A 25,288-nucleotide genomic window follows, 5' to 3' on the forward strand; every position below is an offset into this window, starting at 1 on the left:
TCCCGCAGTCACATACTTTTGGAACCTCGAATCCTTCCCCGCCTGCTTGCCGGCAAGTTCGATCCGCGAGTTATAAGCGGAGAGGTTGGGTGCTTCCTCATTAGGATCTAGGCAAAGCAAGGCTGTCGGCTTTACGGCTCCACACCGTTTCTCCACCTCTATGCCTACAGCCAAGATCCAATGATCGAACCGTCGATTTCGGCTCTGCCAGCCTACAAGGGGTAGGCGTCCTTCCAGCACACCCTCCGTAACACTCGTCACCAAGGCGCCGTTCTCACCTACCTCCCAAGTAACGCCAAGATCGGCTCCAGTTGAGCCTATGATGTTTGCCAACTCTTCTGCGGTCGTTCCTTCGAAAAATCGAGGTACACTCGCATCCCATAGCGCCGCTACTGCTTTCGTGCGTCGCTTGCCGATTAGCTCAGCAGGGCGGCTGAGATGCCCTAGGAGGGTCAAACTCATCGCGGCGCAGTAGATGCCGCATGCGCCGTCCAATTGTCCCTGGCGCGCGTGAATACTGGCTCCGGTCGCAGTGCTAACGGCACCGCTTGAAATGCCGGGCAAGAGTCTTTGCACAATAGTTAATTTCTGCATTCTTCGCGCAAAAATGATGTAATAAATTAAATATTATCATAACAACAATATTGGTGCAAGGAAATTTTCCTGCAGAAGACACTAAACCCGCCGAGAACAGCGATACGTTTCGGCAAGTTGTGTCTAAAATGCGAAAAGGGAAGCAGTCAGAGGTTTTTGAGGGTTTTTGTGAGGGGCGTAGCGTTGTTGAGATAATGAAAGTTATTAAAAATCAATAAGTTGAGTTTTGTTTACATATATTGATCGAATATGTAACGGTCCGCCGGGCCGCTGCACACCCGCGCCAGGCGCGGGTGTTTTATCGGCGGCGATATGACGCCAGGGCTTGCCAAGGCGGCCATCAAAATTCCCGGGCAAAAAAAAACCCCGCCATGGCGGGGTTTTTTCGTCGAGGAAGCTGATCAGCTAGCCTGGATGTTGGAAGCTTGCTTGCCTTTAGGGCCTTGCGTGACTTCGAACTGCACCTTTTGACCTTCTTTCAGGGTCTTGAAGCCGTTCATGTTGATTGCGGAGAAGTGCGCGAACAGATCTTCGCCACCATCATCAGGGGTGATGAAGCCGAAACCTTTGGAGTCATTGAACCACTTAACGGTACCAGTTGCCATAATAAAAAGAACTTTCAAATATTAACGAATCACACGAGCTATAAAAGCAAGAAGCTTCCTGCCCCCTCCTCGACAACTCACTTCTTACCAACATGTACATTTCTGCACCAGTCGATATGTCATTGTTGGCGGAACAATTTTCTGTGTCAAGCGCTTTGTCAGGGCAATAGTAAGATTTTTGCAACAGGAGAAATCACGGAAGGACTTGATTTTGCGCTGTGGGCCGCCATCTGCGCACAGTTGGGAAAGCGCGTAAGATTGAGGACAAATGGAAACGCCCAGCTAAACGGGCGTTGCACGGACCACGAAAGCATTAGAATATAAGCGTATGGCAACCAAGCATGACACCGAGACCGTCCTGGAGCGGCAGACGCTGAAGCCGCCCCCCATGTACCAGGTGGCGTTGTTGAACGACGACTACACCCCGATGGAATTCGTGGTCGCGATCATCCAGGAATATTTCAACAAGGATCGGGAAACGGCTACGCAAATTATGCTGAGTGTGCACCGCTACGGTAAAGGCGTGTGCGGCGTGTTCTCAAAAGATATTGCATCAACCAAGGTGGAGTTCGTTTTAACGCATGCGCGCAAGGCAGGCCATCCCCTGCAGTGCGTGATGGAGGAAGTATGATTGCGCAGGAATTGGAAGTAAGTTTGCACATGGCGTTTGTCGAGGCTCGGCAGGCACGGCATGAATTCATCACGGTTGAGCATTTGTTGCTGGCGCTGCTGGACAATCCTTCGGCGGCCGAAGTGTTGCGTGCCTGCGCGGTCAATATCGAAGACCTGCGCAAGACGCTCACCAACTTCATCGGCGACAACACCCCCACCGTGCCAGGAACCGGCGAGGTCGACACGCAACCTACCCTCGGCTTCCAGCGCGTGATCCAGCGCGCCATCATGCACGTGCAGTCCGCTTCGAACGGCAAGAAGGAAGTCACGGGCGCGAATGTGCTGGTGGCCATCTTCGGCGAAAAGGACTCGCACGCTGTTTATTACCTGCACCAGCAGGGCGTGACGCGCCTGGACGTCGTCAACTTCATTTCGCATGGCGTACGCAAGGACCAGTCCGGCGAAGCGGCCAAGGCGTCCGAAGGCGTCGAGGAAGGCGCGCAGGTCGAGGGGCAGGCCAAGGAAAGCCCGCTCGACCAGTTTACCCAGAACCTCAACAAGTCCGCCGCGGAAGGCAAGATCGATCCGCTGATCGGCCGCGAAGAGGAAGTGGACCGCGTGATCCAGATCCTGTGCCGCCGCCGCAAGAACAACCCGCTGCTGGTGGGCGAGGCCGGCGTGGGCAAGACCGCGATCGCCGAGGGCCTCGCGTACCGCATCACGCAGGGCGAGGTGCCGGAAATCCTGTCGAACGCCGTCGTGTATTCGCTGGACATGGGCGCGCTGCTGGCCGGCACGAAATACCGTGGCGACTTCGAGCAGCGCCTGAAGGCCGTGCTGAAGCAGCTGAAGGATAATCCGAACGGCATCCTGTTCATCGACGAGATCCACACGATCATCGGCGCGGGGTCCGCATCGGGCGGCACGCTGGATGCATCGAACCTGCTGAAGCCCGCACTGGCGAATGGCCAGCTCAAATGCGTCGGCGCGACCACGTTCACGGAATTCCGTGGCGTGTTCGAGAAGGATCATGCGCTGTCGCGCCGGTTCCAGAAGGTGGACGTGAACGAGCCGACCGTCGAGCAGACCGTGCAGATCCTGCGCGGCCTGAAGTCGCGCTTCGAGGAGCACCATGGCGTGAAGTATTCGTCGTCGGCGCTGTCGACCGCGGCCGAACTGGCGGCCCGCTTCATCAACGACCGCCACCTGCCCGACAAGGCCATCGACGTGATCGACGAAGCCGGCGCCGCCCAGCGCATCCTGCCGAAGTCGAAGCAGAAGAAAACCATCGGCAAGACGGAGATCGAAGAGATCATCTCGAAGATCGCGCGGATCCCGCCGCAAACGGTCAACCAGGACGACCGCAGCAAGCTGCAGACGATCGACCGCGATCTGCGCAACACGGTGTTCGGGCAAGACCCGGCCATCGAGGCGCTGGCCTCGGCCATCAAGATGTCGCGTGCCGGCCTGGGCAAGCAGGACAAGCCCATCGGTTCCTTCCTGTTCTCCGGTCCGACCGGTGTCGGCAAGACCGAAGTGGCCAAGCAGCTGGCCTTCATCCTCGGCATCGAGCTGATCCGCTTCGACATGTCCGAGTACATGGAGCGCCATGCGGTGTCGCGCCTGATCGGTGCGCCGCCGGGCTATGTCGGTTTCGACCAGGGCGGCCTGCTGACCGAAGCGATCACGAAGAAGCCGCATGCCGTGCTGCTGCTCGACGAGATCGAAAAGGCGCATCCGGACATCTTCAACATCCTGCTGCAGGTGATGGACCATGGCACGCTGACGGACAACAACGGCCGCAAGGCCGACTTCCGCAACGTGATCATCATCATGACGACCAACGCGGGCGCGGAAGCGCTGCAGCGTGCGCCGATCGGTTTCACGAACACCAAGGAAACCGGCGACGAAATGGCCGACCTGAAGCGGATGTTCACGCCGGAATTCCGCAACCGGATCGATGCGATCATCAGCTTCCGCGCGCTGGACGAGGAAATCATCCTGCGCGTGGTGGACAAGTTCCTGATGCAGCTGGAAGAGCAGCTGCACGAGAAGAAAGTGGAAGCGATCTTCACGGAGCACCTGCGCAAGTTCCTGGCGAAGAAGGGCTTCGATCCGCTGATGGGCGCCCGGCCGATGTCCCGCCTGATCCAGGACATGATCCGCAAGGCGCTGGCCGACGAGCTGCTGTTCGGCCGCCTCGTCGCCGGCGGCAGGGTCACGGTGGACCTGGACGAGAAGGACCAGATCAAGCTGGACTTCCCGGAACCGGATGCGGCTCCGCTGCCGCCGCCGGAAACGGTCGAAGTGGAATAAACCTCTGCCGCAAAAAAAACCCGCTCGCGAGAGCGGGTTTTTTTACGCCGGTGTATTGATCCGGGGATTACATGCGCCGCCGCCGTGCGGCCACGCCGGCCACCGCCAGGCCCGCCAGCAGCATCGCATACGTTCCCGGTTCCGGCACGGCCGGCACGGTCGACAGCGTCAGCTCCAGGTAGGGCTCGGCGCGGATGCCGCCCAGGTAGATGCCCTGGTCACCGGCTTCGACCGGCACCGCGTTCAGGGTCTGGTTCGTGAAGCCGATCACGAAATACGATCCGCCCACCGCATTGATGTCAGCCAGCGCCGCGCCGTTCAGCGTGATGTCGACGACGCTGTCGTGCAGCGTGGCGGCGGCATACTGGGTGCCGCCGCCCAGGTCGGCAAATACGTCCGTGCCCGGATGGAACGTGTTCAGCAACGGCTGCAGGCCGCCATCGAAGTCGAACAGGCCGATCACGCTTGGCGGCGCGTCGCCGTACACGGACGGCGACAGCGACAACGTAGCCGATGCCCACGTCGTGCCGGCCGGGATGAAGAAGGCCGCCCAGCTGTTGAAGCGCAGGCCGGTGTCGTTGCCCGTGTAGGTATTGCCGAGCGGGGTGGCTTCGTTGCTGCCGCCATTGCTGTTGACCCAGCCCTGCAGCTGGGCGATTTCGGTCACGGAGTCGGCGCGGGCGGGCAGGGCGGCAGCGGCGGCCAGCAGGGCGGCGGCGGCAAGGCGGGCAAGCATGACAGGGGGCGTGCGCTTCATGGGCGATTCTCCTCGGGGTGGGTGGGTATGGGAATCATCGTAGAAGCCGCCCAGCAAGCCCATCAATGACATTTACACTTTTGCATGCCGTGCGTCGGCCTCTGCCAACGATGAACGGTTGTGCTAGGTACGCGCGCCCGCGCGCGCCTCAATGGCCGCGCCGCCGAACCATCCTTGCGGCGAAGGCGACCACCAGCGCCCCCGCGGCCAGCATGCCGGGGCGACCTGGTTCGGGAACCGGCGCCAGCGGCACGCCATCGAGCGCGATGGCATCGAAGGCCAGGCCGCTGTCGGCGGACTCGTCGTACCAGTTCACCACGCCGAATTCAAGGATGAACTGGCCTGCCACGCTGAAGGTGTACGTGGCGTCGATCCACCCGGTCTGTCCGCAGGGCTGCGCGTAGCACGATCCCGAATCCTCGCCCAGCGGGCTCCATGCGAGCGGGCCGCCGCCCATGCCTGCGAATGGCGGCATGATCCCGGCCTGCGCCGATGGCATGCCGAAGCCCGGCACGGCATCGCCCCCCGGCGATGTGCGGGCTGTCACGAGCACGTCCGCTGCGCTGCCCTGCGCGGTGAGGAGCCGAGCCCAGGCGTAGTCGGTGAAATCGCTGCCGTCCGTCGACACGTAGTTGAACGAAAAAGTCAGGACCTGTCCAACCTGGGCGCTGAAGATGTGCGAACGCAGGGTGCTGCCATCCGCCGAGTCGGCAGGCACGCTAACGCCCGGCAGCAGCACATCGGCATTGCCGTTCGCATTCGATACCCAGCCATAGCGGCTGCCGCCGGCTGGTGCCAGCTCGATCGCCCCGTCCGCAGCGGCGGTGCCGCAATTGCCTACGCATTCCCAGCCGGCCGGTAGCCCGCCATCGAATACCTGGGCGCGTGCCGCCCCGCTACCGGCGAGGAACATCGCGGCAAGCACGAACTTGCAAGAATTATCGCTGATCATGACGGACTCCCATGGTTTTGACGTGGATCAGGAGAGCAGCATTTTGCATGCCGTATCTTGCAAGCCATTGTTTTATCAGGCGACAGCGCCTGTCGAACACGACGAGCTGTAAGATGTTTCGACAGTGCCGTCATGGCGGCGATTTCCGCGGCGAAATCTGTGCCAGAATCTGCGCTGCCCTCTTTCGACACGTCCAATGCCATTCCCCCGAACGATTCTTGCCGCCGCCCTGTGCGCCATCGCTGCTTCCGTTGCCGCCAACCCCTACCTGCGCTACCCGGCCGTCCGCGGCGATGCCGTGGTGTTCACTGCCGAGGGCGACCTCTGGAAAACCAGGCTCGCCGGCGGGCCGGCACAGCGCCTGACCACGCATGCCGCCGCCGAAACGCATGCCGCCATTTCGCCGGACGGCCAATGGGTGGCGTTTGCCGGCAGCTATGAAGGCGCGCAGGATGCCTACGTGATGCCGCTTGCCGGCGGCTTGCCGAAACGGCTGACGTTCGAGAACGGCGGCGTCCTCGTGCTGGGTTGGACGGCGCAGGGCGAAGTCCTGGTCAGCACGTTCCGCTCGGTAGGGCCGGGTGCGCACCGCATCGTGGCGGCCGTCCAGCCGGCCACGCTGGAGCGCCGCGTGTTCCCCGTGGCGGATGCGAACGACGCCGTGCTCGACGATGCCGGCAAGACGCTGTACTTCACCCGGCTCGGCCTGGTCATGACCGGCGATAACGTGCGGCATTACCGTGGCGGCGCCCACGCCCAGCTGTGGCGTTTCGACCTCGATGGCGGCGCGGAAGCGCGGCGTGTCTTTCCGGACAGCAGCGGCAACGACAAGCGGCCGATGTGGTGGCAGGGCAGGCTCTACTTCACCAGCGATCGCGGCGGCACGGACAACCTGTGGTCGGCGCAAGCGGACGGCGGCGACGTGCGCCAGGTCACGTCGCACAAGGACTGGGATGTGCGCAACGCCGCACTGGGCGACGGCCGCATCGTCTACCAGCAGGGTGCCGACCTGCACCTGTTCGACCTGGCGCGCGGCGAGACACGGCAACTGCCGGTCAGCCTCGTTTCGGACTTCAACCAGCAGCGCACGCGCCTGATCCGTTCGCCGCTCGAAGCGCTGACGAACGTGCAGCTGGCCGCGAAGGAGGAGCGGGTCGTCCTGACCGCGCGCGGTCGCGTGACGATCGCCGGCACGGGCAGCCAGCGCCGCGTGGAAATCGCGATCCCGCAAGGCGCCAGGGCCCGCGACGCGGTGTTCTCGGCCGACGAGAAATGGATCTACGCGATCGTCGACACCACCGGCGAGAACGAGATCTGGCGCTTTGCCGCGGATGGCTCCGGGCACGGCGAGCAACTGACCCGCGACGGCAACAATCATCGCTGGGCGCTGTACCCGTCGCCCGATGGCAAATGGATCGCGCATACCGACAAGAAGGGCCGCTGCTGGCTGCTGGAACTGGCCACGCGCAAGCAGACGCTGGTCGACGACGCAGGCAAGGCCGGCATCGACCAGCACGACGACGTGGTGTGGTCGCCGGACAGCCGCAACATCGCGTTCGTGCGCAGCGCCAGCACCCAGTTGCGCGACCAGATCGGCCTGTACAACCTGGCATCGACCGAGCTGGCCTTCGTGACCAGCGACCGCTACACGTCGGCCGACCCGGCATTCTCGCCGGACGGCCAGTGGTTGTACTTCCTGTCGGCCCGCAATTTCAAGCTGTCCAACGGTTCGCCATGGGGCGACCGCAACATGGGGCCCGTGTTCGACAAGCGCGTGGGCATCTATGCGCTGGCGCTGCAGCCCGGCAACCGCTTCCCGTTCAAGCCGGACGACGAGCTGTCGAAGTCCGCCCCGCCGCCCGCCGAAACAGTGGAAGAAAAAGCGGCCGAGAAGGCTGTCGAGAAAGCCGTCGAGAACGCGGTCGACAAGCTGGCGCAGGCGAAGGACGGCAAGGCGGCGAAGGAGCCCGTGAAGCCCGTCAAGCCGGCATTGCCGGCGATCGTCTTCAAGGGACTGTCGCAACGCCTGTTCGAAGTGCCGCTCGCCGCCGGTAACTACCGCCGGCTGGCGGTGGACGACAAGCGCCTGTACTTCCTCGATGCCGATGGCGCCGACAACAAGCCGGCGCTGAAGACGCTGGCCATTGCGCGCACCGAACCCAAGCCCGATACCTTCGCGCCGAACGTGCGCGAATTCGACCTGGCGCCGGACCGCAAGCACGTGTACTACCGCACGCTGTCGCCGGCCGGCGCGGGCGAGATGATCATCGTCGATGCCGGCGCCAAACAGCCGGCGGATATCAGCAAGGCGCGCGTCCGCGTCGAGGACTGGAGCATCGTCTCGAACCCCGTGCAGGAGTGGAAGCAGATGTTCAACGACGCATGGCGCATGCACCGCGATTTCCTGTACGACGTGAAGATGCGCGGCGTGAACTGGATGGCGGTGCGCGACAAGTACGCGCCGCTGGTCGAGCGCGTGACCGACCGCGCGGAACTGAACGACATCCTCGGCATGATGGTGGCCGAAGTGGGCGCACTGCACTCGCAGGTGCAGCCCGGCGATATCCGCAAGGCCGCGCCGGAGGGCACGCCGTCCGGCCTGGGCGCCGTGTTCACGCGCGTGGAGAATGGCTACCGGGTCGACCGCGTGTACCGCACCGAGGACGAGCTGCCGGCCGGTCGCGCGCCGCTGGCGCAGCCGGACGTCGACGTGAAGGAGGGCGACGTCATCACGGCCGTCAACGGCAAGAGCGTGCTGGAAGCGCGCAACATCGCCGACCTGCTGCTGAACCAGGCCGGCCGCCAGGTGCTGCTGAACATACAGCCGAAGGGCGACGCAAAGGCGGGCAAGGCGCGCGCCGCCATCGCCGTGCCGGTGCCGGCCGCGAAGGAAGACGCGCTGCAGTACAGCGACTGGGAGCAGGGCCGCGCCCGCCAGGTGGCCGAGGTGTCGGCGGGCCGCATCGGTTACCTGCACCTGCGGGCGATGGGGCAGGACGACATCGCCGCGTTCGCGCGGGATTTCTATGCGAACGTCGACCGCGACGGCCTGGTCATCGACGTGCGCCGCAACCGTGGCGGCAACATCGACAGCTGGATCATCGAGAAGCTGCTGCGCAAGGCATGGGCGTTCTGGACCAACCCGAGCGGGCAGGCGTCGCCGAACATGCAGAACACGTTCCGCGGCCACCTCGTGGTGCTGGTCGACGAACTGACTTACTCGGATGGCGAAACCTTTGCCGCCGGCGTCAAGGCACTCGGCCTCGGCCCGATCGTGGGCAAGCGTACGGCGGGCGCCGGCGTCTGGCTCAGCGACCGCAACCGGCTGGCCGACAACGGCATGGTGCGCGTGGCCGAGCTGGGCCAGTTCGACAGCGACAAGGGGCAATGGCTGATCGAGGGCGTGGGCGTGATTCCCGACGTGGAAGTGGACAACCTGCCGCATGCCACGTTCACGGGCCGCGACCGCCAGCTGGAAGTGGCGATCGAGATGCTGCAGAAGAAGGTCAGGGAAGCGCCCGTGAAGCCGTACAGCCCGCAGGCGATTCCCGCGCTGAATTACTGACGCTCGCCGGGCCTACAGGCCGAGGCCGCGCATCTGCGCGGCCCGCCGCCGCGACACTTCCACGCTCATCCCGCCCGGCAGCAGCAGGTCCAGTCCGCCGGCCTCGTTGGCCGTCATTCGTTCGACGAACGCCAGGTTGACGATGTGCCGGCGGCTGGCGCGCAGGAAGCGTTCCGGGTCCAGCCGTTCTTCCAGCTGGGTGAGGGAGCGCAGCATCAGCGGCCGCGCGTCGTCGACATACACACGCGTGTAATTGCCTTCGGACTCGAACAGCCGGATGCTGTCGAGCGCCACGAACCAGCAGCGTTCGCCGTCGCGGATGAACAGCTTGCGGGGCGCCGCCGGCATGCCGGCCGGCGGCGGCGAATTCCCCATGGCGAGCCGCAGCGCGGCCCGCTGCAGGGCGCCTGCCAGCCGCGCCGCCTGGATCGGCTTCTGCAGGTAATCCAGCGCGTTCACTTCGAAGGCCTGCAGCGCATACTGGTCGAACGCGGTCGTGAAGATCACTTCCGGTGCCGTGTCGAGTGCCTGCAGCAGGTCGAAGCCGCTGGCGCCCGGCATCTGCACGTCGAGCAGCAACAGGTCCGGCTGCAAGGCCTGCACCTGCATGATCGCCTGCTCCGCATTGGCCGCTTCACCGACGATCTCGATGTCGGCATGCGCGGCCAGCAGCCGCCGCAGCTCGGCGCGGGCAAGGCGCTCGTCGTCGACGATCAGCACGCGCATGGGCGACGGCGTCACGCGGCCGCCGGCAGCTGCAGCGTGGCGCGCACCCAGCCATCGCGTTCGTCCAGTGCCAGGCTGGCACCCGTACCCACTGCCAGTTCAAGCCGCTTGCGCGCATTCGCCAGCCCCACCTGCGTGGAATGGCCGAGCCGGCGGATCGCACCGGCGTTGGCAACCTCGATCACCGTACCCGCCTCGGCGCGCCATGCGCGGATGCGGATGTCGCTGCCTGCCGCACTCAGTTCCACGCCATACTTCACGGCGTTCTCGACCAGCGTCTGCAGCGACATCGGCGGGATCATCACGTTCTCCAGTCCCGGTTCGATGTCGATGTTCACGCGCAGCCTTTCCTCGAAGCGGATCTTCTCGATCGCCAGGTAGGCAACCACCGTCTCCAGTTCCGCCGCCAGCGGCACCGTCGGGGCGTGGCCGGATTGCAGCGCGTAGCGCATCAGGCCGGACAACTGGTCGATCATCCGCGCCGCCGCTTCCGGCTCTTCGTAGATCAGCGCCCGCATGCTGTTCAGGCTGTTGAAGAAGAAGTGCGGGTTGACCTGGGCCTGCAAGGCGCGCAGCTCGACATCCTTGGCATGCAACGCCAGGCGCAGCGCTTCCGCCTCGAGCCGGTTGGCCCGGCGCAGCGACAACGCCATCACGTAGCACAGGTTCCATGCCATGAAAGTCACGGCCCACCATAGCAGGGCCATGGGCAACCAGGCGAGATTGTCGATTGGGCGCATCATCAGGTGAATGGCGATGGCCACGCTGGAGGTCATCGCGGGACCCAGCACGACTATCGAGCCGGCCAGCAGGCGCCAGTCGATACCGCGCGCGGCCCACCCGCGCGCCTTGATGAACCGATGCCACAGGTCCGACACGCACAGCGCGGACAGCAGCGTCCATGCCACGACCGGCGCCAGGTTCCTGCTGCCGGCGTACGTGGCTGCCTGCAGCACCGCCACCAGCAGCCAGCCGGACCCCTGGCAGAGCCAGTACCAGTTGAGGCGCGCAAGCAAGGGAAGGCGGGGCAAGTGCGGTGCGGTCGATGGCGAAGTCACGGCGGGCAGGCTCACTCCAGGAATCGGTCGATGCGATCATACATCCAGGCCGGGTCGTCGTACATGATGAAGTGGCGGGCGCTGTCGGCAATCTCCACCTTCACGCCGGGCAGCTTTCCATACTGCGCCTTGTACACCTGCTCGATCGCGTCGCGGGGCGCGAACTCCCTGTAGGCGACCCAGGTGCCCAGCACCAGCGTGGGCGCCTGGATGCGGGCCACGTCATCGCGCAGGTCCTCTGCGATCAATTCGGCCATGGCACCGGCTACCGCCTTGCGGTCGGAGCGCTGGCCCCAGCCGACGATGCGGTCGATGTCTTCCGGCCTGGTCGCCATTGTCATTACCGTGCGGCGCTGGCTGGCGCTGAAAGTTGCATCGTCTGCGGCCAGCATCCGGTCACGTGTCATGGCCGCCATCTGCTTGAGCTGGTCGGCAGTGACGTTCGGCACCTGTATCGCGCCCATTGCCGGCAGCGAATCGACGATCACGAGCTTGGCGATCATGTCCGGGTGCGCCGCGGCGAAACGCATCGCCACGAAGCCACCCAGGCTGTGGCCGATGATGACCGCTTTGCCAAGCTTGTTGGTGGCAATATACTCGGCAAGCTGGCGTTCGACCTGCGGCAGCAGCTCGCCGTCGATGGCCGGCTGGCCGGCGAAGCCCGCCAGTGTCAGCACATGGCACTGGCGCGGCCCGCACAGGTGTTTCGCCGTGCCTTGCCATACCTCGCCGGACGAGGCGAGGCCCGGGATCAGGATGATGGCCGGCCCGGTACCCGATACGTCGGTTTTGAAAGCTTTGGCAGCCTGGGCGGGCAGTGCGGCGAACAGGGAAGCGGAAAGCATTGCGGCAGCAGCCGCGGCAAACAGGTGACGTTTCATGGTGTTCCTCCTTGAAACGCATCGTCGCATCGCGTGCGCGCTGCCGGAACGGCGGCATGACGAACGGCGTAAAAGGAGGATGAATGGCGCCGATGACGGAAAGATGAAAAGCGGTTCAGCCGTTTGCTTCCTCGCGCAGGCGCCGCCACAGCGTGGTGCGGCTGATGCCGAGATAGGCCGCGGCCGCGTCGCGGCTGCCGTCGAAGCGGCGCAGCACATCGGCGGCGCGTTCCGCCGCCGGCAATGGCGCCGTGCCGTTGGCGCCGGCGGCCAGCTCGGGGCCCACGGCAAGCACGAAGGCCGGCGTCAGTGCCTGCAGCGGTTCCGCAGCCAGGAACAGCGCGAGCCGTTCGCACAGGTTGCGCAGCTCGCGCACGTTGCCGGGCCACGCATGCCGCGCCAGCAGCGGCGCGCACGCCTGCAGCTCGGCTTGCAGGTTGGGATGCGCACGCGCACCCAGCACGGCCAGCGCGTTGCGCAGCAACCATTCGGCCAGCGGCACGATGTCGTCCGTGCGCTCGCGCAGTGGCGGCAGCGCCAGCCGCAGTACCGCCAGGCGGTAGTACAGGTCGGCACGGAACCGGCCGTCGCGCACGCGCTGCGCCAGGTCGCAGTGCGTGGCGCTGACGATCCGCACGTCCACTGGCACCGGCCGCGTGCCCCCCACGCGCACCACCTCGCGTTCTTCCAGCACGCGCAGCAGGCGCGTTTGCAGCACCAGCGGCATTTCGCCGATCTCGTCGAGGAACAGCGTGCCGCCGCTGGCCGCTTCGAACAGGCCGGCACGGCCGCCACGCCGCGCCCCCGTGAACGCGCCTTCCTCATGCCCGAACAGTTCCGCTTCCAGCAGCGATTCGGCGATCGCCCCGCAGTTGACGGCGAGGAAAGGGCGGCGCAGTTCATCGACCCTGCCGTGCGGCGCGGCGCGGTGGATCGCCTGCGCGGCCAGTTCCTTGCCGCTGCCCGTCTCGCCCTCGATCAGCACCGTGGCGTTCGAGCGCGCATACAGCACCACCGCCTGGCGCACCCGTTCCATCGCCGGCGATTCGCCGCGCAGGTCGGCCAGGCCATGCCGGGCACGCAGCGTATCCTGCACGGCGCCGCCGCGGCCGCGGCGCCGTGCACCGCCCGTTTCCAGTTGCGCCAGCCGGGCAATCTCGAGCGCATCGTCGAACGCCTGCCGGATGGACGCCGACGAGTAAACGAATACCCCGGTCAGCCCTGCATCTTCGGCCAGGTCGGTGATCAGGCCCGCACCGACGATCGCTTCGATACCGGCCGCCTTCAGCTCCCGCACGTGGCCCAGCGCATCTTCCCTGGTGACATACGTGCGCTGCGCCACGTCGAAGCCGAACGTGGCGGCGAATTCGGCCAGCTCCGGCATCGGTTGCTGGTGGGTGATGACGGCGATCCGCGCCGACACACGGCGCGCGCGTGCCAGCGCACGCATCATGTCGCTGCCGCTGGCCTTGGCCACCACGAGCGGCACCGGCAAGCGGCCCTTCAGGTAAGCGGCGTTGGAACCGGCCGAGATCACCGCATCGCAGCGTTCCGTGGCCAACCTTTCGCGGATATGGCGCACCGCGTCGTCGAATCCGAGGTTGATCGGTTCAATGGTGGCCAGTGCATCGTATTCCGGCGTAATGTCGCGGAAGAGATCGGAAAGGCGCGACATCGAAACCGTCCAGATAATGGGCTTGTCCTGGTCGCCGGAAGAGAGGTAGGTCATGTTTCAATTATAGTTCAATGATGTTTCACGCGTTTCAAATGAAACGTCTTTGTGCAATGCGTACTTGTTCCAAGTCATTGATTCGACGTGCTTTCGGTCATCCGGAACCGCCTGGCACGCACCTTGCGATTCAGGTTGGCATCCATCACGCCATTTGAAAGGTCATCATGAGTGTTCAGTCCGCTGGAGCAGCATTCCGCCAGGCCGTCCGGGAAGAGTCGCCACTGCAGGTCGTCGGCGCGATCAATGCCAACCATGCGTTGCTGGCGAAACGGGCCGGTTTCCGCGCCATCTATCTTTCCGGCGGCGGGGTCGCGGCCGGTTCGCTGGGCTTGCCCGACCTCGGCATCTCGAGCCTGGACGACGTGCTGACCGACGTACGCCGCATCACCGACGTCTGCGACCTGCCGCTGCTGGTCGATATCGACACCGGCTTCGGCGCCTCGGCCTTCAACGTGGCCCGTACCGTGAAGTCGATGATCAAGTTCGGCGCCGCCGCCGTACACATCGAGGACCAGGTGGGCGCCAAGCGCTGCGGCCACCGGCCGGGCAAGGAGATCGTCAGCCAGGGTGAAATGGTGGACCGCGTGAAGGCCGCCGTCGATGCCCGCACCGACGACGACTTCGTCATCATGGCGCGCACCGATGCGCTGGCCGTCGAAGGCTTCGACGCCGCCATCGAACGTGCGGTGGCCTGCGTGGAAGCCGGCGCCGACATGATCTTTGCCGAAGCACTGACGGAACTGTCGATGTACAAGCGCTTCGCCGACGCCGTCAAGGTGCCGGTGCTGGCCAACATCACCGAATATGGTTCCACGCCGCTGTTCACGCTGGAGCAGTTGAAGAGTGTCGACGTGGACATCGTGCTGTACCCGCTCTCCGCGTTCCGCGCCGCGAACCGCGCCGCCGAGAACGTGTACGGCGCCATCCGTCGCGACGGTACGCAGCAGAACGTGCTGGACACGATGCAGACGCGCGAGGAACTCTACGACAGCATCGGCTACCACGTATTCGAACAGAAGCTCGACGCATTGTTTGCAGCCCAGAATGCGGCACAGAAAAAATAAAGGAGACCAGCAATGACCGAAACGACTTTCAAGCCAAAAAAATCCGTCGCACTGTCCGGCGTCACCGCCGGCAATACGGCACTGTGCTCCGTCGGCAAGACGGGCAACGACCTGCATTACCGCGGCTACGACATCCTGGACGTTGCCGATACCTGCGAATTCGAGGAAATCGCCTACCTGCTGGTGCACGGCAAGCTGCCCACCGCCGGTGAACTGAAGGGCTATAAAGCCAAGCTGAAATCGCTGCGCGGACTGCCGCAGGCCGTCAAGCTGGCGCTGGAAGCGCTGCCGGCGGGCGCCCATCCGATGGACGTGATGCGCACGGGCGCCTCCGTGCTCGGCTGCGTGCTGCCGGAGAAGGAAGACCACAACCTGGCGGGTGCGCGCGACATCGCCGACCGCCTGATGGCCTCGTTCGGCTCGATCCTGCTGTACTGGTACCACTACAGCCATGCCGGCCGCCGCATCGACGTGGAAACCGACGACGATTCCATCGGCGGCCACTTCCTGCACCTGCTGCATGGCGAAAAGCCGTCGGATTCCTGGGTGAAGGCGATGCACACGTCGCTGATCCTGTATGCCGAGCATGAATTCAACGCGTCCACGTTCACGGCGCGCGTGGTTGCCGGTACCGGGTCGGACATCTACTCGGCCATCACCGGCGCGATCGGCGCGCTGCGCGGGCCGAAGCATGGCGGCGCCAACGAGGTGGCGCTCGATATCCAGAAACGCTACGAGAATGCCGACGAAGCGGAAAGCGACATCCGCGCGCGCGTGGGCAACAAGGAAGTAGTGATCGGCTTCGGCCACCCCGTCTACACGGTATCGGACCCGCGCAACAAGGTGATCAAGGAAGTGGCGCGCGAGCTGTCCAGGGAAGCCGGTTCGATGAAGATGTTCGATATCGCCGAGCGCCTCGAGTCGGTGATGTGGGAAGTGAAGAACATGTTCCCGAACCTGGACTGGTTCTCGGCGGTGTCGTATCACATGATGGGCGTGCCGACGGCGATGTTCACGCCGCTGTTCGTGATCTCCCGCACCTCCGGCTGGGCCGCCCACATCATCGAGCAGCGCATCGACAACAAGATCATCCGCCCGAGCGCGAACTACGTGGGGCCTGAAGACCTGTCGTTCGTGCCCATCTCGGATCGCAAGTAAGGAAACAAAGTGACTACGCCAATGAACACCGCGTACCGGAAGAATCTTCCCGGTACGACCCTGGATTACTTCGATGCGCGTGCCGCCGTCGAATCGATCGAAGCGGGGGCTTATGACAAGCTGCCCTACACGTCGCGCGTGCTGGCCGAGAACCTGTGCCGCCGCTGCGACGCCACGCAGCTGACCGCGTCCCTGCAGCAGCTCGTGTACCGCAGGCGCGACCTGGACTTTCCGTGGTTTCCCGCACGCGTCGTGTGCCACGACATCCTGGGCCAGACCGCGCTGGTCGACCTGGCCGGGCTGCGCGACGCCATCGCGGAGCAGGGCGGCGATCCGGCGCTCGTCAATCCCGTGGTGCCCACGCAGCTGGTGGTGGACCATTCGCTGGCGGTCGAATGCGGCGGCTTCGATCCCGATGCCTTTGCCAAGAACCGCGCCATCGAGGATCGCCGCAACGAAGACCGGTTTCATTTCATCGAATGGACCAAGCGGGCATTTCGCAACGTCGACGTGATCCCGCCGGGGAACGGCATCCTGCACCAGATCAACCTGGAGCGCATGTCGCCGGTGGTGCAGGTGCAAGATGGCGTCGCGTATCCGGACACGCTGGTCGGCACGGATTCGCACACGCCGATGGTCGATGCGCTGGGCGTCATCGCGGTCGGCGTCGGCGGGCTGGAAGCGGAAACGGTGATGCTGGGCCGCGCATCGTGGATGCGCCTGCCGGACATCGTCGGCGTCGAGCTGACGGGGCGGCCACGGCCGGGCATTACCGCCACCGACATCGTGCTGGCGCTGACCGAATTCCTGCGCAAGGAAAAAGTGGTGTCGGCCTGGCTCGAGTTCCATGGCGAGGGCACGGCCGCGTTGACGCTGGGCGACCGCGCCACCATCGCCAACATGGCGCCGGAATTCGGTGCCACCGCCGCGATGTTCTCGATCGACGAGCAAACGATCAAGTACCTGCGCCTCACCGGCCGCGAGGATGACCAGGTGGCGCTGGTCGAACTGTATGCGCGGCACGCGGGCCTGTGGGCCGACAGCCTCGTGAACGCCCGATACGAACGCGTGCTGCACTTCGACCTGGGCACGGTGGTGCGCAACATCGCCGGCCCGTCGAACCCCCACAAACGCGTGCCGACGTCCGAACTGGCCGCCCGCGGCATCGCCGGCGTCGTCGAGAACGAGCCGGGCCGCATGCCGGATGGCGCGGTGATCATCGCCGCGATCACCAGCTGCACCAACACGAACAATCCGCGCAACATGATCGCCGCCGGCCTGCTGGCCCGGAACGCCAACCGATACGGCCTGCTCCGCAAGCCCTGGGTCAAGAGCTCGCTGGCGCCGGGATCGAAGGCCGTCACGCTGTACCTGGAAGAAGCCGGGCTGCTGCCCGAGCTGGAACAGCTGGGCTTCGGCGTCGTTGCCTATGCCTGCACGTCGTGCAATGGGATGTCCGGCGCGCTCGACCCGGTCATCCAGCAGGAGATCGTCGAACGCGACCTGTATGCGACGGCGGTCCTGTCCGGCAACCGCAACTTCGACGGCCGCATCCACCCTTACGCGAAGCAGGCCTTCCTGGCTTCGCCGCCGCTGGTGGTGGCCTACGCGATTGCCGGCACGATCCGCTTCGACATCGAAAAGGATGTGCTGGGCCATGATGCGCAGGGCAGGGCAATCACGTTGCAGGACCTGTGGCCAAGTGACGAAGAGATCGACGCGATCGTGGCGGCCAGCGTGAAGCCGGAGCACTTCCGCAAGGTCTACATTCCCATGTTCGAACGGCAGGAAGCGGCGGGCGGCAGCGTCAGCCCGCTGTACGACTGGCGGCCGCAAAGCACGTACATCCGCCGCCCGCCGTACTGGGAAGGGGCGCTGGCCGGCGAACGCACGCTGACCGGCATGCGGCCGCTGGCTGTCCTGGGCGACAACATCACGACGGACCACCTGTCGCCGTCGAACGCGATCATGCTGGACAGCGCGGCCGGCGAATACCTGGCAAAGATGGGCTTGCCGGAAGAGGACTTCAATTCGTATGCGACGCACCGCGGCGACCACCTGACCGCGCAGCGCGCCACGTTCGCCAATCCTACCCTCAGGAACGAGATGGCCGTGGTCGAAGGCCAGGTGAAAGCGGGTTCGCTGGCGCGCATCGAGCCGGAAGGCACGGTCACGCGCATGTGGGAAGCGATCGAGACCTACATGGAACGCCGGCAGCCGCTGATCGTGATCGCCGGTGCCGACTACGGGCAAGGCTCGTCGCGCGACTGGGCCGCGAAAGGCGTGCGGCTGGCGGGCGTGGAAGCGATCGTGGCCGAAGGCTTCGAGCGCATCCATCGCACCAACCTGGTGGGCATGGGCGTGCTGCCGCTCGAATTCACGGGCGGCATCACCCGGCTCACGCTGGGCATCGACGGCACCGAAACGTTCGACGTGGTGGGCGAGCCCAGGCCGCTCGCCACGCTGACGCTGGTCATCCACCGCACGAAGGGGGAAAAGGCGGGCGAAAGCGTCACGGTACCGGTGCTGTGCCGGCTCGACACGGCCGAGGAGGTGGCGATCTACGAGGCGGGCGGCGTGCTGCAGCGCTTCGCGCAGGATTTCCTGGCGTCGACCAGCGTGTCCGTCGACAGCGAGGCAGCATGATGGCGCATCCACCGCAAACGAGGATTGCCGCGACCTACATGCGCGGCGGCACCAGCAAGGGCATATTCTTCAAGGTGGAAGACTTGCCGGAGGCGGCGCGCGTGCCGGGGCCGGCGCGCGATGCGCTGCTGCTGCGCGTGATCGGCAGCCCCGACCCGTACGGCAAGCAGATCGACGGCATGGGCGGCGCCACGTCGAGCACCAGCAAGACGGTGCTGCTGTCGAAAAGCACGCGACCCGGGCACGACGTCGATTACCTGTTCGGCCAGGTGTCCATCGACAAGCCGTTCGTCGACTGGAGCGGCAATTGCGGCAACCTGTCGGCCGCCGTCGGCCCGTTCGCCATCGCCAACGGCATGGTCGACCCTGCCCGCGTGCCGCGCAACGGCCTGGCCGTGGTGCGCATCTGGCAAGCCAATATCGGCAAGACGATCATCGCGCATGTGCCGGTCACCGATGGCGCGGTGCAGGAGACCGGGGGCTTCGAGCTCGACGGGGTGACATTCCCGGCTGCCGAAGTGCAGCTGGAATTCATGGACCCGGCGGCCGACGAGGAGGGCGGCGGCGGCGCGATGTTCCCGACCGGCCGGGTGGTCGACGATCTCGACGTGCCCGGTGTTGGCCTGCTGCGGGCGACGATGATCAATGCCGGCATCCCCACGATCTTTGTCGACGCGGCCAGCATCGGCTACACGGGCAGCGAGCTGCAGGAAGCCATCAATGGCGACGCGAAGGCGCTGGCGATGTTCGAGGCGATCCGCGCCCACGGCGCGGTGCGCATGGGCCTTGTCGCGCATGTGGACGAGGCGGCAAGGCGGCAGCACACGCCGAAGGTGGCATTCGTCGCGCCACCGGCCAGCTACGTCGCATCGTCGGGCAAGACCGTGCATGCCGAAGAGATCGACCTGCTGGTGCGCGCGCTGTCGATGGGCAAGCTGCACCACGCGATGATGGGCACCGCTGCCGTGGCGATCGGCACGGCCGCCGCGATCCCTGGCACGCTCGTCAACCTCGCCGCCGGCGGCGGCGTGCGCATGGCGGTACGGTTCGGCCATCCATCCGGCACGCTGCGCGTGGGCGCCGAGGCGGCCGAAGCGAACGGCCAGTGGCACGTGACAAAGGCGGTCATGAGCCGCAGTGCGCGCGTGTTGATGGAAGGGCATGTGCGCGTTCCACTTCAACAATAACGGCGGCTTTTGCCGTTAAGGCAATCGCGGTCGCCATCTGTTGTATCGAAGCCCGGCACCACCGGGCTTCTTGCATTGTGCATGGCTATTGCGGGACGGCTGGTTTATGATTTGAAGCCGAGTTGCTGTAAGGCAGCTATTCTTGCGTGTGAATGCCATGAACGATGTCCCCGCCATTGCCGACCCCGTTACCGACGCACTACAGCTGATCGGCATGCCCGCCTGCGCCTGCGACGGCAGCGGCATCGTGGTGGCGTCCAATGCGGAATTCGATGCGCTGCTGGCGCGCGATCCGCGTGGAGCGGCCATGGCGGACCTGATCGCACGGCATTTACGCGACGACAGCAGTGCGGCACTCGACGCGGCGCTGGCTGGTGGCGATACCGCCACGTGGGACAGCTGCGTGATCGCCGCCGCGGGCCGGTACGTGGCCGTGCAGGTCACCGCCAAACCGTTTCCCGCCGCGCTGGGGCGACGCGGCGCCACCATCGTGTTCCACGACATCGGCGCCGTCCAGCGCGACCAGCAGGCGCTGCGCAAGGCATTGCTGGAGCAGCGCGCGATCCTGGAGAACGCCGCGGTCGGCATCATCTTCAGCAAGCACGACCATATCCAGGAATGCAATATGCGAGCCGCCGAAATGTTCGGCTATGCCCGCCACGAGATGGAAGGCAGGCAGAGCCTGATGCTGTACCCGGACGTGCAGCAGTTCGACGCGATGCGCGCACAATGGATGCCTGTCCTGCAGGAGGGGCGGTCGGTCACGCTGGACACGCCGATGAAGCGGGGCGACGGCTCGCTGTTCTGGTGCCGCGCGCATGGCCGCGCGGTCGACCCTTCCGACAGGCAGGCGGGCATGGTGTGGATCGTCGAGGATATCAGCGAACAGCGCGCCGCCAGCGAAGCCACCCGCAAGATCCTGCTGGAACAGAACGCGATCCTCGACAACGCATCGGTTGGCATCCTGTTCACGAAGAACCAGCGCATGTTGCGCTGCAATCCGCGCATTGCCGCGATGTTCGGGTACGCGCCGGACGAGATGATCGGCATGCATGCGGGGGCGGTGTTCCCGTCCGAGCAGGTGTACCGCGAGTTCGGCGCCGAGGCCGGGCCCGTGCTTGCCCATGGCAGGCCGTTCGAAAAGAATCAATTTCGCTTCCAGCGCAAGGATGGTTCGCTGTTCTGGTGCCGCGTGCGGGCCAAGGCCGTGGACCAGGAACACAACGACGGCGGCACGATCTGGATCCTGGAAGACGTGACGCTATCGCGGCAGAACCAGATGGAGATCGAGGCATTGATGAACAATGCGTCGATCAGCATTCTGTTCACGCGCGAACGCACCATCACGCGCCACAATCGCGGCTTCGCCGAGATGTTCCGCTATGACAGCGACGAGGCGATCGGCATGGCATGCGAGGCGCTCTATCCCGCGCCGGCCGCGTACGAGGCGCTCAGCGCGCAGGCCGGTCCGCTGCTGGCCGCCGCCCGGCCCTTCCAGACCGAGATCGAACTGCGCCGCAAGGATGGCAGCACGTTCTGGGCCCAGCTGATCGCCTACGTGGTGAATCCGAATGCGCCGGAACAGGGCACGATCTGGATCGCCGAGGACCGCACCGAGCACAAGGCCGCCGAGGAATCGCTGCGCCAGGCCGCGGATTCGGTACGCCGTGCCCGCGACGAACTGGAGATCCGCGTGCTGGAGCGCACCGCCGAACTGGCTGGCGCGAACACGATGCTGCAGGGCGAGATCGTCGAGCGCCGGCAGGCCGAGGCCAGGGTGCACCACATGGCGTACCACGACAGCCTGACCGGCTTGCCGAACCGCGCACTGCTGGCCGACCGCGTGGAACGCGCCGTGCTCAATGCGCAGCGCACCGGGCGCTCGCTGGCCGTGATGTTCCTCGACCTGGACCGGTTCAAGACGATCAACGATTCGCTGGGCCACCTGACCGGCGACGCCCTGCTGAAGGAAGTGGCGGGCCGGCTATGCCGGGCGGTGCGCGCCAGCGATACGGTGGCGCGGCTGGGAGGCGACGAATTCGTGGTGCTCGCGCCGCATATCCGCGACAGCGAGGAAGCGGCCAACGTGGCCGAAAAGATCATCGACGCGCTGGCGCTGCCGTTCCCCCTCGACGGCCATACGCTGCATATCACGCCGTCGATCGGCATCTGCATCTGCCCGGACGACGGGCAGGACGTGGAAACGTTGATGCGCCATGCCGACGCGGCGATGTACCACGCCAAGGCGTCCGGCCGCAACAATTACCAGTTCTTCACGCAGAAGATGAATTCGGCCGCGACGTTCTTCGAGCTCGAGAGCAGCCTGCGCAGCGCTCTGGCGCAGGAGCAGTTCGAACTGCATTTCCAGCCGATCATCGACATCGGCTCGCGCCGCCTGCATTCGCTGGAAGTGCTGCTGCGCTGGCGCCGCCCGGGCAGCGGGCTGGTGGGGCCCGACAAGTTCATTCCCATCCTGGAGGAAAATGGCCTGATCGTGCCGGTCGGCGAATGGGTCATCCGCCGTGCGTGCGAGCAGAGCATGGAATGGAAGCGGCAGGGCCTGCAGCCGGTGCCGCTCGCCGTCAACCTGTCGCCACGCCAGTTCATGCACAAGGGCCTGGTGCCGGCGATCCGCCGCATCCTCGATGAAACGGGCATCGACCCGGCGTTGCTGGAATTCGAGATCACGGAAACGGCGCTGATGCAGCACGGCGAGCAGACCCTCGACATCCTCGGCCAGATCAATGCGATGGGCATCCGCCTGTCGATCGACGACTTCGGTACCGGCTACTCCAGCCTGGCCTACCTGAAGCGCTTCCCGGTGAAGAAGATCAAGATCGACCGCGCATTCATCAAGGATCTCGAAAAGAGCGCCGAGGACAGGGCGATCGTGGCGGCGATCATCGCCTTGTCGGACAGCCTGCAGCTGTCGGTGGTCGCGGAAGGCGTCGAAACGGAAGGGCATTATGCGCTGCTGCAGCAGCAGGGCTGCCAGTTTGCCCAGGGCTACCTGTTCTCGCAGCCGGTGCCGCGCACGAATGCGGGCAACCTGCTGGAACGCCTGGACTGAGGTTCAGTCCAGTGTGGCGATCACCGGCGTGTGATCGGAGGGCTGTTTCCATTTGCGCGGCGCGCGGTCGATCGTGCAGCCGGTGCAGCGCGCCGCCAGCGGCGCCGACAGCAGGATGTGGTCGATCCTCAGGCCCTGGTTCTTCTGGAAGCGCAGCATCCGGTAATCCCACCAGCTGTATGCCTTTTCCGGTTGCGTGAAAAGCCGGTAGGCATCGGCCAGGCCCACATCGAGCAATGCCTGGAACGCCGCACGTTCCCGCGGCGATACATGGACTTCGCCTTCCCATGCGGCGGGATCGTGCACGTCGCGGTCTTCCGGCGCCACGTTGTAGTCGCCCAGCACGGCAAGGTCGGGATTACGCGCCAGTTCCTCGGCCAGCCAGTCGCGCAACGCCGCCATCCAGCCCAGCTTGTAGGCATATTTGTCGGAATCGACGGCCTGGCCATTCGGCACGTAGGCGCAAACGACGCGCATGCCGCCGATGGTCGCCGCGAGGATACGCTGCTGCTCGTCCGGATACAGCGGATTGTTGCGGACGATATCGGTCATCGGCAGGCGCGACAGGATGGCCACGCCGTTATAAGTCTTTTGTCCGGAAAACTCCACTGCATAGCCCGCCGCCTCGATTGCGGCGATCGGGAATTTTTCATCGGTAAGCTTTGTTTCCTGTATACAGATTATGTCGACCGGATTTTCTGCCAGCCATTGCAACAGATGAGGCAAACGGACATTCAGGGAATTGACGTTCCACGTGGCGAGTTGCATAGTATTCCTTGCGGTGATTCATTTTGGGCGGCATATTACCGCAATGAGTACTCCACGAGTTGCAAAAACCTAATACAATGTACGGAAGTTCAATTGCGCTGCGTCAGCAATTGAAGACAATAAGACTACTCTCAGACGCAACTTCGATGCAAAATGCGACCATTTTAAAAATTATTGCTGTTTTTGCTTCACAGTTATCAAAATAGTACTAAAATTCGCTTAGCGAAGCCGTAGAAGGGCAATATACTGCAGTTTGTTCATCAACGAACGGCTTCTGCCCGGCTTGGTCAGACAAGCTTTTTTGGCGCTTTGACACTGCAAATTGCTGCATCTTTAGTGTTGTCTTGCGTCAATGAATGGTACTATCGAGAAACTTTGGTTAAAACGTGCAAAGCATTTGTAAAGGAAGAAAATGCGATCTGCATTCGAAACATGGGCTCAGAAGGACGGGCACATCGTCCGTCGCCGCGAAGACAAGCCAGAAGAATATCTGGTGTATGAAACGCAGCGCCGCTGGCTGATCTGGCAAGCAGCGCTGGAACACGGCAAGACTCCCGGCGGTCGCAAGGCGGCCAAGGAATCTGTCGACAAGGGCAGCGCCCGCACCGCAACCGCCACTGCAACCCGTCCGCAAGTGATTGCTTCGGATGAAGCCGAGGTGCGCAACCAGGTGCTGAACGAAGTGCTGGATGCTTTCTCGGCACTGAAAAGCAAGGACAACACGGCAATGGACGACATCATGCATGTCATCCAGGGGCTGAAGCAGAAGCAGCAGGCCGGCAAGAGCGGCGACTGACTGCGCGATGCCAACCCGGCAGACCACGTTGACCGGCAGGGTGCGCAAGCACTGTGCCGGAACGGTCCCGGCCGGGCCAGATCAGCCGTTTTCATGGCAACCTCCATGGTTGCCATCGCACGCGCGCCTGCGCATGGTGCTGGCGTCGGCGCCAGCAGCATTGGCTGGCAGGTTACTGCCCGGTGCCACGCTTGTCGCGGCACTGGCGGGCTGTGCCACGCTGACCGAATCGACCGAACAGTATGTGATGGTGCAAACCGTGCTCGACCACCAACAGGTGGCCGGGATCGGCTGCGTGTTGAGCAATGACACGGGTCGGTGGTTCGTCACGTCGCCCGGCCGCGTCCGCATCCGGAAAAGCACGCAGCCGCTGGCCGTCGATTGCCGGCTCAACGACGTGTATGTCTACGACCAGATCAGCCCCAAGCAGAATAGCTCGCGCTGGGGCAATATCCTGCTCACGGCCGGCACTGGCCAGTTCGTCGACCGCCAGACCGGCGCCGGCTTCGACTATCCCGGCACCTTGACAGTGCTGCTCAAGCGTGTCGCCCCGCCACCCCCGCCGCCGCCCGCGCCACCGCCGAAACCGGAGCCGAAACCGGACCCCAAGCCACCCGCGCCACCGCCGCAACCTCCGCAGCCGCCTGGCGGATCGACTATTTACTGACGTCTGGACACGCGATGTCCACAGTGGCGAGGCATGTCCGGCAGCGACGTCGCTCGATGACGTGCGGCGAGGGCCTGGCACGCATGTGCCAGTTGAAACAAGAACGCCGCCAGGGTCGACCCGGGCGGCGTTCA

At 64.5% G+C, this 25,288-nt stretch carries 18 protein-coding genes; 10 read left to right on the plus strand and 8 right to left on the minus strand.

Going from position 1 to position 25,288, the window contains the following annotated elements:
* Positions 1–995: 995 nt before the first annotated feature.
* A complete protein-coding gene (gene cspE / locus ACY65G_RS05920; RefSeq protein ID WP_107141363.1) occupies positions 996–1,199 on the minus strand; it encodes a transcription antiterminator/RNA stability regulator CspE in 204 nt (67 codons plus the stop codon).
* Positions 1,200–1,527: 328 nt separating this feature from the next.
* Between cspE and clpS the strand changes: the two genes are divergently transcribed.
* Together clpS and clpA are read left to right on the plus strand one after the other, a co-directional pair.
* A complete protein-coding gene (clpS, locus tag ACY65G_RS05925) occupies positions 1,528–1,830 on the plus strand; it encodes an ATP-dependent Clp protease adapter ClpS (protein WP_130185626.1) in 303 nt (100 codons plus the stop codon).
* Positions 1,827–4,127: an ATP-dependent Clp protease ATP-binding subunit ClpA gene (gene clpA / locus ACY65G_RS05930; protein WP_464996427.1), complete on the plus strand. Its 2,301-nt coding sequence runs from the start codon at positions 1,827–1,829 to the stop codon at positions 4,125–4,127. Before clpS ends, clpA begins: the two co-directional genes overlap by 4 nt.
* A 67-nt stretch (positions 4,128–4,194) precedes the next feature.
* Here the strand turns inward: clpA and ACY65G_RS05935 are convergent, their stop codons facing one another.
* Positions 4,195–4,884 carry a PEP-CTERM sorting domain-containing protein gene (locus ACY65G_RS05935; RefSeq protein ID WP_464996428.1) on the minus strand — a complete coding sequence of 230 codons (690 nt, stop codon included), beginning with the start codon at positions 4,882–4,884 and terminating at the stop codon, positions 4,195–4,197.
* A gap of 148 nt (positions 4,885–5,032) precedes the next feature.
* Positions 5,033–5,836 carry an NF038132 family protein gene (locus tag ACY65G_RS05940; protein WP_464996429.1) on the minus strand — a complete coding sequence of 268 codons (804 nt, stop codon included), beginning with the start codon at positions 5,834–5,836 and terminating at the stop codon, positions 5,033–5,035.
* 196 nt (positions 5,837–6,032) lie between these two features.
* Between ACY65G_RS05940 and ACY65G_RS05945 the strand changes: the two genes are divergently transcribed.
* Positions 6,033–9,401, plus strand: coding sequence for a S41 family peptidase (locus ACY65G_RS05945; RefSeq protein ID WP_464996430.1), 3,369 nt, complete (start codon positions 6,033–6,035; stop codon positions 9,399–9,401).
* Positions 9,402–9,413: 12 nt separating this feature from the next.
* On the opposite strand, the gene ACY65G_RS05950 is transcribed toward ACY65G_RS05945, so the two are convergent.
* From ACY65G_RS05950 to prpR, 4 genes are all read right to left on the minus strand, one after another.
* Positions 9,414–10,142, minus strand: a complete 729-nt coding sequence (locus ACY65G_RS05950) for a LytR/AlgR family response regulator transcription factor (protein WP_464996431.1) — start codon at positions 10,140–10,142, stop codon at positions 9,414–9,416.
* Complete coding sequence (locus ACY65G_RS05955) at positions 10,139–11,200, minus strand: sensor histidine kinase (RefSeq protein WP_464996432.1); 1,062 nt, start codon at positions 11,198–11,200, stop codon at positions 10,139–10,141. Before ACY65G_RS05955 ends, ACY65G_RS05950 begins: the two co-directional genes overlap by 4 nt.
* Positions 11,197–12,066: an alpha/beta fold hydrolase gene (locus ACY65G_RS05960; RefSeq protein ID WP_464996433.1), complete on the minus strand. Its 870-nt coding sequence runs from the start codon at positions 12,064–12,066 to the stop codon at positions 11,197–11,199. The genes ACY65G_RS05955 and ACY65G_RS05960 overlap by 4 nt, the downstream gene beginning before the upstream one ends.
* Before the next feature lie 115 nt (positions 12,067–12,181).
* Positions 12,182–13,795 (minus strand): propionate catabolism operon regulatory protein PrpR, encoded by a 1,614-nt coding sequence (gene prpR / locus ACY65G_RS05965; RefSeq protein ID WP_464996434.1) that lies wholly within the window; start codon positions 13,793–13,795, stop codon positions 12,182–12,184.
* Between the two features lie 167 nt (positions 13,796–13,962).
* On the opposite strand from prpR, the gene prpB reads away from it, so the two are divergent.
* The 5 genes from prpB to ACY65G_RS05990 all read left to right on the plus strand — a co-directional run bounded on the left by prpB (position 13,963) and on the right by ACY65G_RS05990 (position 22,923).
* On the plus strand, positions 13,963–14,862 hold the full coding sequence (gene prpB, locus ACY65G_RS05970) for a methylisocitrate lyase (protein WP_464996435.1): 900 nt from the start codon (positions 13,963–13,965) through the stop codon (positions 14,860–14,862).
* A gap of 12 nt (positions 14,863–14,874) precedes the next feature.
* On the plus strand, positions 14,875–16,020 hold the full coding sequence (prpC, locus tag ACY65G_RS05975; protein ID WP_464996436.1) for a bifunctional 2-methylcitrate synthase/citrate synthase: 1,146 nt from the start codon (positions 14,875–14,877) through the stop codon (positions 16,018–16,020).
* Positions 16,021–16,041: 21 nt separating this feature from the next.
* Entirely contained in the window at positions 16,042–18,666 is a 2,625-nt protein-coding gene (gene acnD, locus ACY65G_RS05980) for a Fe/S-dependent 2-methylisocitrate dehydratase AcnD (RefSeq protein WP_464996477.1), read from the plus strand.
* Positions 18,666–19,853: a 2-methylaconitate cis-trans isomerase PrpF gene (gene prpF, locus ACY65G_RS05985; RefSeq protein ID WP_464996478.1), complete on the plus strand. Its 1,188-nt coding sequence runs from the start codon at positions 18,666–18,668 to the stop codon at positions 19,851–19,853. Before acnD ends, prpF begins: the two co-directional genes overlap by 1 nt.
* A gap of 157 nt (positions 19,854–20,010) precedes the next feature.
* Positions 20,011–22,923, plus strand: a complete 2,913-nt coding sequence (locus ACY65G_RS05990) for an EAL domain-containing protein (protein WP_464996437.1) — start codon at positions 20,011–20,013, stop codon at positions 22,921–22,923.
* A 3-nt stretch (positions 22,924–22,926) separates the two neighbouring features.
* Here ACY65G_RS05990 and ACY65G_RS05995 read toward each other — a convergent pair whose 3' ends face one another.
* Complete coding sequence (locus ACY65G_RS05995; protein WP_464996438.1) at positions 22,927–23,691, minus strand: exodeoxyribonuclease III; 765 nt, start codon at positions 23,689–23,691, stop codon at positions 22,927–22,929.
* Between the two features lie 412 nt (positions 23,692–24,103).
* Between ACY65G_RS05995 and ACY65G_RS06000 the strand changes: the two genes are divergently transcribed.
* Both ACY65G_RS06000 and ACY65G_RS06005 read left to right on the plus strand, forming a co-directional pair.
* Positions 24,104–24,487 carry a hypothetical protein gene (locus tag ACY65G_RS06000; RefSeq protein WP_464996439.1) on the plus strand — a complete coding sequence of 128 codons (384 nt, stop codon included), beginning with the start codon at positions 24,104–24,106 and terminating at the stop codon, positions 24,485–24,487.
* A gap of 109 nt (positions 24,488–24,596) precedes the next feature.
* On the plus strand, positions 24,597–25,154 hold the full coding sequence (locus ACY65G_RS06005) for a hypothetical protein (RefSeq protein WP_464996440.1): 558 nt from the start codon (positions 24,597–24,599) through the stop codon (positions 25,152–25,154).
* The last annotated feature ends 134 nt before the right edge of the window (positions 25,155–25,288 follow it).

The sequence above is a fragment of the Pseudoduganella sp. jia 12 genome (assembly GCF_055502675.1).